6 protein-coding genes are annotated in these 5,807 nt (G+C 54.8%); 2 read left to right on the forward strand and 4 right to left on the reverse strand.

Going from position 1 to position 5,807, the window contains the following annotated elements:
- The first annotated feature begins 76 nt into the window (after positions 1-76).
- A complete protein-coding gene (locus Q1B16_RS22105) occupies positions 77-718 on the forward strand; it encodes a substrate-binding domain-containing protein (RefSeq protein WP_299794554.1) in 642 nt (213 codons plus the stop codon).
- Between the two features lie 404 nt (positions 719-1,122).
- Here the strand turns inward: Q1B16_RS22105 and Q1B16_RS22110 are convergent, their stop codons facing one another.
- From Q1B16_RS22110 to Q1B16_RS22125, 4 genes are all read right to left on the reverse strand, one after another.
- The gene (locus Q1B16_RS22110) at positions 1,123-1,440 is read right to left on the reverse strand and encodes a hypothetical protein (protein ID WP_299794538.1); all 318 of its coding nucleotides are present in this window, start codon (positions 1,438-1,440) and stop codon (positions 1,123-1,125) included.
- 1,084 nt (positions 1,441-2,524) lie between these two features.
- Positions 2,525-3,820, reverse strand: a complete 1,296-nt coding sequence (locus tag Q1B16_RS22115; protein ID WP_299794541.1) for a DUF6538 domain-containing protein — start codon at positions 3,818-3,820, stop codon at positions 2,525-2,527.
- 49 nt (positions 3,821-3,869) lie between these two features.
- Positions 3,870-4,070 carry a hypothetical protein gene (locus Q1B16_RS22120; protein WP_299794544.1) on the reverse strand — a complete coding sequence of 67 codons (201 nt, stop codon included), beginning with the start codon at positions 4,068-4,070 and terminating at the stop codon, positions 3,870-3,872.
- Positions 4,067-4,303, reverse strand: a complete 237-nt coding sequence (locus tag Q1B16_RS22125; RefSeq protein WP_299794547.1) for a hypothetical protein — start codon at positions 4,301-4,303, stop codon at positions 4,067-4,069. The genes Q1B16_RS22120 and Q1B16_RS22125 overlap by 4 nt, the downstream gene beginning before the upstream one ends.
- Positions 4,304-4,568: 265 nt before the next feature.
- Here Q1B16_RS22125 and Q1B16_RS22130 point away from each other — a divergent pair, with 265 nt between their 5' ends.
- Positions 4,569-5,768 (forward strand): AAA family ATPase, encoded by a 1,200-nt coding sequence (locus Q1B16_RS22130; protein WP_299794550.1) that lies wholly within the window; start codon positions 4,569-4,571, stop codon positions 5,766-5,768.
- The last annotated feature ends 39 nt before the right edge of the window (positions 5,769-5,807 follow it).

Genomic DNA, 5,807 nt, shown 5'->3' on the forward strand with positions numbered 1-5,807 from the left:
TTCGTCGTCTTGCTCATGATGCTCCATCCTACTCAAGAGTTGGAGCCTCCGGCAAACCCGGAGCGGTTCAGTCCGCCTGTGCGCCGAGGCGCACAAGACCAGAACTGGCCAGGCGTTCGAGATCGAATTCGCAACCGCGCCGGTGATTTGCGAACGAGTGCATGGTGGCGCCGCCGTCGATCTGATCGTGGCACCAGTCGCAACACTGATGGAATTCATAAACGCGGGTCACATCGTCGAAGGTTCGTTGAAGCAGCTCGGCGACATCGAAGCAGGGGTTGCCGTTCCAAACGGGACACCCAGCCCGGACCTGTCCTCGGTCGACACACTTCGCGACGCGCTTCTGGCTGCGGATAGGGTCATCTACAACAAGGCGTCGAGCGGTCAGTATATCGAGACGATGATCGAAAGGCTTGGCATCGCTCGCCAGATTTCAGGAAAGACGATCAGGACAGATAACGGCGCTCAAACGATGCAGCGCCTCGCCGATGACACGTCAGGGTACGCCATAGGATTCGGCCAGATTACCGAGATCAAGCTCAGACAGGACCTCGGTATTCGGCTTGTCGGACCGCTTCCTGCCGAAATCGGCAAACGGACACCCTACGCCGTCGGCATTCACCAACTGGGTGCTAAATTCGCCGCCGCGAAGTCGCTACTCGACTTCTATGGCTCGGGTGAGGCACGCGAGATACTCATCAACTCCGGCCTGAGCTAAGGCAGAGCCGTTCCCCGACCGTTGCTTTTGTATGTCCACTCCGCGTGATCGCGACCGATGTATCGATGTCCGGCGAGCATCGAACCCTGATACGCCTTGCAACATCGGGATCGCCAGTTGCGCCAACTTACCGAACGCAACGAGCGATCAATCTCAAGCCACGAAGATGCTTCGGACACTTTCCCGGCGGATGGTCCGAAAACGATCAAGATAACAATGGGAAGGAAGAACTGGCTGGGGTGGTAGGAAACCTTCCCTTCTGATTCCTTTCTTGGCCTTAGCTTAGGCAGTCGGGAAAAGGGGGCAGTTTTGGGGGCATTTTGGTGTTGATTATCACCATCCAATATCCCTCTCAGACGTGCTTTCTGGAGCTCAGAGAGATACAAACACCACCATCATTTTCTCTACCTCCCCCGGAACGGCACTACATTACTCCCGCCCCGCACGAACGCCTGTGGCCCTTCCTGTTCCAAGGCCCTGATAGCAGTGTCTCTTGCTTCCCGATCGCTGTCGAAGAGTTCGTCCCAGACGTGGCTGGTTCCCTCGGCATCCACAACCTCCAGCGTCCACTGAGCTTCGTGTTCTAAGCGAAAAATCTCGATGCTGAACGGGTAGCCTTCCAAGACAACTCGGAGACTTTTTCCTGAGGTCACCAGATTCGGTTCGTCATCTTCTGTTATGTGCGGAAGGTAGAGGCACGATTGGTTGTCAGCAACAATCATCAGAGCTTGTCAGAGCTCCTCTCTGGGCCACTTACGGGCTTTCTTACAGGGAGCATACCAACCATCATCACCAACATGGGGGATGCTCTCTGGGGCCCTCTGGGACAGTCTCCTAGGCAGGCTAAGTGTCTGTTATTGCTGTTGGTATCCTATCGGGGGAGGGAGGAGGAATTAGGTATTAGTAATGGAAGACGACTGCCTACCCCTCCAACACAAGGAGAGGGAGGCTACCCGGGTGGCTAAGGAAGGGGTCCCACGGGTGCAACGGGTGTGGGTATGCAGTATCCCGGAATTCCCTCAGTAGCTGTTGATAATTCCAAGATTACCAAAGCTAATGCTCATCTTCTGACCACCTAGTGTACCGACGCCTCGACCTATGTTGTTAGATCCAGTAGCTGTCCAACTGCCGGTTCTTCCATCAGCGCATGAAATCGTACCATTGAGAGTATAAGTCGAATTATCGTCCCAAACCAGATGTGTCTTGTATGGAGCTACGCAAGATACATTTGCAGGGTATATTACCCCCGTGACTTCGCCCTTTGCCGCATTTGCCGAACCAACGAACTCCTCTGAAGTCGCGTCAATTTTTCCGATTACTGGAATTGGTGGAGCGCATCCAGCGATCATTCCAATAGCGAGGAACCCCAAAAAAGCTCTTACGGTGAATAACATCGTTGCTCCAAACTTCATCCGGCACTGCATTATCGAAGTGCAGCCAGGCAGATAATCCAGCATCGCACTTTGCGACACAATTCCAACTCAAGTGACCAAAAAAATGCCAGTCAGTCAACGCTATACGCAGTCGAACATAAACTGTGACCAAGCGTTTCGGCCCAGAGCAGGCGAGGCCACAGATCGACAAATTGCATTGATTAACCCGGCCAGCACAAAGCCAGCCGGGGAAAGTGTTATCGTGGGTAGCCCTTATTCACCACATAGTCGGCCAACCACTGCCAGTAGTACTTCGCACTGATGAAGCCTTGGTCCTGAGCAGCTACGTCTTCGGCCTCTGCCCGGGTAAGCCCACCATCGAACTCAGCTATGGCGGCTCGTTCCTCGAAGGCCTCGATGTCGGGAGGCACCATCATAACGGCAACCTGATCTGGTCGACGATGTCCCGCTTCTGCTCGTCACTGATACCAGCCGAGTAGATGCTGTAGGTGATCCCGTTCTCTGACCGGGCGGACTTGTGGCCCACCAAAGATGCTGTGAAATGCTCAGGCACACCCGTTCGCTCACACTGGGTGATGAACCACTTTCGGGTGCCGTGGAACACCAGACCGGGACGATCGATGTCCAACTTCTCCCTCAGAACCGCGAACCGCTTGGTGATGTCATTCACCTTGAGGTGCGGGAACAGAGGCCCACTGCTTGGCAGAGACGACAGAACAGCATCCAAGTTGGCATGAACCGGAACCAAACGTTCTGCTGCTTCAGTCTTCAGCAGACGCAGCGCATTGGGCCTGACGTGGAAGAACGCACCAAGGTTACCCTTGGCGACAATGTCTTCACGCAGCAGTCCCGCCGCCTCTCCAGCTCGCATGCCAGACAACAGACACACCAACATCACCCTGCCGATCACCGGGTCTTGCTGTCCCAGAAGGGTCCTAACCTCCTTTTCTGTGGGAACAGCATAGGGCTTTTGCTTAACCTTGGCCTCGAAGCGGACAGAGGTGAACGGGTTGGTTTCCAGCTCTCCTTCGTAGACACACCAGTCCAGCCAGTGCTTTACCTGTGACCAGATACGGCGCTGGGTCCTGCCGGTGATGCGTTTGGTGCTCGTCTTCGACCAGTACACAGAGGCATCCAGAGACAGACCTTGGCTGTTCCTTGACTTACCGAGGTACGGGCTGAGCAAAACGATCAGGGACAAGAACTCTTTACCGTGGTCCCGCGTCAGGTCTTTCAGGGTGAGGTCACCATACTTCGACTGGAAGAGTTCCAGAGAGTACCGGACGGACTTAAACCCGCCTGGACGCAGGTCCCTCTGCCGAAGCAGAAGATACCGCCGGACAGCCTTGTGTACCGCCACGGATCGCCTTTCCTGGACCTGATACCGAACTGGCTCAGAGTGCTGCAGAATGGCACGGAGACGAGAAAGAGCCAGTTCCGATGGGGTTGCCCATTCAGAGGTGGAAGCGTCTGCCAGCGTGGCACTCTGTGGCAGAGACAAGGCCCCCGACAGGACCTGCTGGACAGTGTCCTCGTACCGGGCATTCACCTCCGCAGCCCGTTGGCGGGCCACCTTGGCGTCACTGGTCTTGAGGGATTGCTTGAGGGCCTGTTGGCCAACGATGGCTGCAACTTCCTTTGGGTAGTTACGGCGATACAGCCATGTCTGACCCTTGAGGTAGGCATAGCGAATGGTAGCAGAAGACATAGGTCCTCTCCTTTCTAGGTAGATTTGGTTTTAGGGATTGGGTTGGTGATCAGCCTTTGGCGTGGCTGTGGACGCGAAGGATCAGGTCGTAGTCGGGCTCGCCGTACTCGTCCTTCAGGGGGCCGGTTAGGGATACCCCACCCACACAGTCCTCCCACACGTCAGTGACGCGGAAGAGGTGTTCCGGCCATTCGTCTTCGAAGGCACGAATGACAACAATGTCGTCTTCCTTGAGGTCTAGCTTGGTCATGCCCCGGTCCTCCGTGTCAGGAGGTCAGGCAGGACAGCCCCGAGGACGAAAGCCAGCGGAACCGGCAAAGCCAAAGGTGAGGCCCAAGCGGGCAGACAGGCCAGCACAATCAGGATGATTGCCAGTGCCTGTGGGAGCTCCAGTGAGCGGTCTGAATACCGGCTGAGAGCCAGTGAGAGGGCCAGCCGACAGCCAGCCCCAGCCGCCAGAAGCAGCGTGAAGGTCGTAAGCATCTATAGTTCTCCTATGAAGGGTTTCTTCTTCTATAGATGCCTGGAGTTGCTCGGTTTCGTGGGGCGCGCCCGAATTCTTAGTTACCGGCCTTGAACTTAATGCGTCGAATACCAATATTCAGCCGGCCTCATTGTGGGGCAAATTCGGTAAGCCTACTGTGAGTGGCCCACGCTCCCGGGCGATCTGAATTATGCAAGCTGGATCGGGTGCCAATTTGTAAGGCAAACGCCAGCGCAGTGGGACAAGTGGAAAGGTTTTTCCACTATGACAATACGAAACTATAAACTGAATTCAGAACAAGAAAATTTAGTTGCGGCAATTCGGTCGCTGAAGAAAGGAGGAAGATTAATCGGCTCTGGTAGAGCTGGTTCAGGAAAGACATTTGCAATTTCTCGATCCGTCGAAGATCGAAAAGCGCTGTTCTTGGCACCAACCCACCCTGCGAAAGCAATCTTGGAGCGGGAGCTCTCTGGTACCGGTCACAGGGTGATGACCATACAAGGCGCGATAGGTTGGAAGAAGGAATACGCCCAAGATGGCCTCACTCCGGTCAATACCTACCGTCCGGCAAAGATGGCGAAGAACGGCCGATCGAAAAGTCCGTTTGGGGATGCAGAGATCATAATTGTCGATGAGTCCTCGATGGTTGGGAAGTATCTCTTCAATGCGACGGAGGACTATGCCAACGAGTTCGGGCTGCCAGTCGTATACAGCGGGGATCCCTTCCAGCTTCCTCCTGTGAATGACGAAGAGGTCATCCATCTGCAGGGTTTTGAGACTATTGCTCTACAAGAGAGCATGCGGTTCTCAAAAGATAGTAGGATCTTTGGTCTTGGTGAAGAGCTGAGAAACTCAATCCAGCATCACCCCAACCAAACATTCGGATGCATCCTTGGTGGTGGCGATGTTGAGGTGGTCAGTGCGGCGGATTGGACCTCAGGTGCCAAAACTGACTACGCAAAAGGCGCTAGTATGCTGGCTGTAACCTCTGACAATAAGAAGCAGCGAGCTCTTCGGGCCCATATCCGGGGTGGCGATGATGACCGGCTTCGAGCGGGCGACGTCGTCATCAGCAAACAGACCGATGAGCTATTCCGGAACGGCCAGGTCTTCAAAGTGGTGAAAGTCGAACCCGGCCAGAAAGCGCTTCCTGACGTGCCGAAATGCTTGGGGTTGAAGGGGGAGCTCATTGTCGACGGGTTCTACCTGACATTAGAGGACTGCATCTCGCCCGCCTTTGTCTTTGCCAATGATGATGATCGAGGAAAACTGAGACGGAGGGTCAATCGGCTGTATGAAAACAACAAACTCACATATCGTCAGGCGGCCTACGTCCTGAAGTGGGTGGACCAGATCAACAGCTTCGAATTGGCCGCTTTCGCCACAGTACATAAGTCTCAAGGTCGATCAGTGGACTCAATCTACATGAACCGCTCCGGGTTTGCCGGAGGCTCCAACTCTTGAGTAGGATGGAGCATCATGAGCAAGACGACGAACAAATAT

Source organism: uncultured Marivita sp. (genome assembly GCF_947488135.1).
Classification (GTDB): Bacteria; Pseudomonadota; Alphaproteobacteria; order Rhodobacterales; family Rhodobacteraceae; genus Marivita.

Bases quoted from the DNA above. Each gene is read 5' to 3' on its own strand.
- Q1B16_RS22130 (WP_299794550.1), top strand. From the start codon at position 4,569: ATGACAATACGAAACTATAAACTGAATTCAGAACAAGAAAATTTAGTT.
- Q1B16_RS22120 (WP_299794544.1), bottom strand. From the start codon at position 4,070: ATGACCAAGCTAGACCTCAAGGAAGACGACATTGTTGTCATTCGTGCC.
- Q1B16_RS22125 (WP_299794547.1), bottom strand. From the start codon at position 4,303: ATGCTTACGACCTTCACGCTGCTTCTGGCGGCTGGGGCTGGCTGTCGG.
- Q1B16_RS22115 (WP_299794541.1), bottom strand. From the start codon at position 3,820: ATGTCTTCTGCTACCATTCGCTATGCCTACCTCAAGGGTCAGACATGG.
- Q1B16_RS22110 (WP_299794538.1), bottom strand. From the start codon at position 1,440: ATGATTGTTGCTGACAACCAATCGTGCCTCTACCTTCCGCACATAACA.